The organism is Pseudomonas sp. GW821-FHT02A08, from assembly GCF_059422045.1.
This window is the reverse complement of record NZ_JBWKWD010000076.1, coordinates 1-3,305: the sequence shown is the minus strand read 5'-3', so window position 1 is coordinate 3,305 and position 3,305 is coordinate 1. Positions and strand designations below refer to the sequence as shown.

Annotated in this window: 2 rRNA genes; both read left to right on the top strand. The window is 51.2% G+C overall.

The annotated features are described in order from the left end of the window. Positions 1–167 precede the first annotated feature (167 nt). Positions 168–3,061 (top strand): 23S ribosomal RNA (locus AC07W4_RS27720). Positions 3,062–3,234: 173 nt separating this feature from the next. Beyond that, positions 3,235–3,305, top strand: a 5S ribosomal RNA gene (rrf, locus tag AC07W4_RS27715); the annotation flags it as partial.

The following is a 3,305-nucleotide window of genomic DNA, read 5'->3' as shown; positions in this document are numbered from 1 at the left end:
GAGTCGTTCTTTAAAAATTTGGGTATGTGATAGAAAGATAGACTGAACGTTACTTTCACTGGTAACGGATCAGGCTAAGGTAAAATTTGTGAGTGGCTCTTAGGAGCGCAATCGAATTTTCGGCGAATGTCGTCTTCATAGTATAACCAGATTGCTTGGGGTTATATGGTCAAGTGAAGAAGCGCATACGGTGGATGCCTTGGCAGTCAGAGGCGATGAAAGACGTGGTAGCCTGCGAAAAGCTTCGGGGAGTCGGCAAACAGACTTTGATCCGGAGATGTCTGAATGGGGGAACCCAGCCATCATAAGATGGTTATCTTGTACTGAATACATAGGTGCAAGAGGCGAACCAGGGGAACTGAAACATCTAAGTACCCTGAGGAAAAGAAATCAACCGAGATTCCCTTAGTAGTGGCGAGCGAACGGGGACTAGCCCTTAAGTTGATTTGAGATTAGCGGAACGCTCTGGAAAGTGCGGCCATAGTGGGTGATAGCCCTGTACGCGAAAATCTCTTATCAATGAAATCGAGTAGGACGGAGCACGAGAAACTTTGTCTGAATATGGGGGGACCATCCTCCAAGGCTAAATACTACTGACTGACCGATAGTGAACTAGTACCGTGAGGGAAAGGCGAAAAGAACCCCGGAGAGGGGAGTGAAATAGATCCTGAAACCGTATGCGTACAAGCAGTGGGAGCCTACTTTGTTAGGTGACTGCGTACCTTTTGTATAATGGGTCAGCGACTTATTTTCAGTGGCGAGCTTAACCGAATAGGGGAGGCGTAGCGAAAGCGAGTCTTAATAGGGCGTCTAGTCGCTGGGAATAGACCCGAAACCGGGCGATCTATCCATGGGCAGGTTGAAGGTTAGGTAACACTGACTGGAGGACCGAACCGACTACCGTTGAAAAGTTAGCGGATGACCTGTGGATCGGAGTGAAAGGCTAATCAAGCTCGGAGATAGCTGGTTCTCCTCGAAAGCTATTTAGGTAGCGCCTCATGTATCACTGTAGGGGGTAGAGCACTGTTTCGGCTAGGGGGTCATCCCGACTTACCAAACCGATGCAAACTCCGAATACCTACAAGTGCCGAGCATGGGAGACACACGGCGGGTGCTAACGTCCGTCGTGAAAAGGGAAACAACCCAGACCGTCAGCTAAGGTCCCAAAGTTATGGTTAAGTGGGAAACGATGTGGGAAGGCTTAGACAGCTAGGAGGTTGGCTTAGAAGCAGCCACCCTTTAAAGAAAGCGTAATAGCTCACTAGTCGAGTCGGCCTGCGCGGAAGATGTAACGGGGCTCAAACCATACACCGAAGCTACGGGTATCATCTTCGGATGATGCGGTAGAGGAGCGTTCTGTAAGCCTGTGAAGGTGAGTTGAGAAGCTTGCTGGAGGTATCAGAAGTGCGAATGCTGACATGAGTAACGACAATGGGTGTGAAAAACACCCACGCCGAAAGACCAAGGTTTCCTGCGCAACGTTAATCGACGCAGGGTTAGTCGGTCCCTAAGGCGAGGCTGAAAAGCGTAGTCGATGGAAAACAGGTTAATATTCCTGTACTTCTGGTTATTGCGATGGAGGGACGGAGAAGGCTAGGCCAGCTTGGCGTTGGTTGTCCAAGTTTAAGGTGGTAGGCTGGAATCTTAGGTAAATCCGGGATTCTAAGGCCGAGAGCTGATGACGAGTGTTCCTTTGGAACACGAAGTGGTTGATGCCATGCTTCCAAGAAAAGCTTCTAAGCTTCAGGTAACCAGGAACCGTACCCCAAACCGACACAGGTGGTTGGGTAGAGAATACCAAGGCGCTTGAGAGAACTCGGGTGAAGGAACTAGGCAAAATGGCACCGTAACTTCGGGAGAAGGTGCGCCGGTGAGGGTGAAGGACTTGCTCCGTAAGCCCACGCCGGTCGAAGATACCAGGCCGCTGCGACTGTTTATTAAAAACACAGCACTCTGCAAACACGAAAGTGGACGTATAGGGTGTGACGCCTGCCCGGTGCCGGAAGGTTAATTGATGGGGTTAGCTAACGCGAAGCTCTTGATCGAAGCCCCGGTAAACGGCGGCCGTAACTATAACGGTCCTAAGGTAGCGAAATTCCTTGTCGGGTAAGTTCCGACCTGCACGAATGGCGTAACGATGGCGGCGCTGTCTCCACCCGAGACTCAGTGAAATTGAAATCGCTGTGAAGATGCAGTGTATCCGCGGCTAGACGGAAAGACCCCGTGAACCTTTACTATAGCTTTGCACTGGACTTTGAATTTGCTTGTGTAGGATAGGTGGGAGGCTTTGAAGCGTGGACGCCAGTTCGCGTGGAGCCATCCTTGAAATACCACCCTGGCAACTTTGAGGTTCTAACTCAGGTCCGTTATCCGGATCGAGGACAGTGTATGGTGGGTAGTTTGACTGGGGCGGTCTCCTCCTAAAGAGTAACGGAGGAGTACGAAGGTGCGCTCAGACCGGTCGGAAATCGGTCGTAGAGTATAAAGGCAAAAGCGCGCTTGACTGCGAGACAGACACGTCGAGCAGGTACGAAAGTAGGTCTTAGTGATCCGGTGGTTCTGTATGGAAGGGCCATCGCTCAACGGATAAAAGGTACTCCGGGGATAACAGGCTGATACCGCCCAAGAGTTCATATCGACGGCGGTGTTTGGCACCTCGATGTCGGCTCATCACATCCTGGGGCTGAAGCCGGTCCCAAGGGTATGGCTGTTCGCCATTTAAAGTGGTACGCGAGCTGGGTTTAGAACGTCGTGAGACAGTTCGGTCCCTATCTGCCGTGGACGTTTGAGATTTGAGAGGGGCTGCTCCTAGTACGAGAGGACCGGAGTGGACGAACCTCTGGTGTTCCGGTTGTCACGCCAGTGGCATTGCCGGGTAGCTATGTTCGGAAAAGATAACCGCTGAAAGCATCTAAGCGGGAAACTTGCCTCAAGATGAGATCTCACTGGGACCTTGAGTCCCCTGAAGGGCCGTCGAAGACTACGACGTTGATAGGTTGGGTGTGTAAGCGCTGTGAGGCGTTGAGCTAACCAATACTAATTGCCCGTGAGGCTTGACCATATAACACCCAAGCAATTTGACTACTCCTGACTTTGGAAACAAAGAGGAGCATCAGATTGCGGTGTGTGAAGACGCAACGAACCGAAAGTTCGAGAGACGCACAAAACACCAGACTGTCACATACCCAATTTGCTGAAGCGAGGCCAGCCGGTCACGACTCAGTACCCGAATTTCTTGACGACCATAGAGCATTGGAACCACCTGATCCCATCCCGAACTCAGCAGTGAAACGATGCATCGCCGA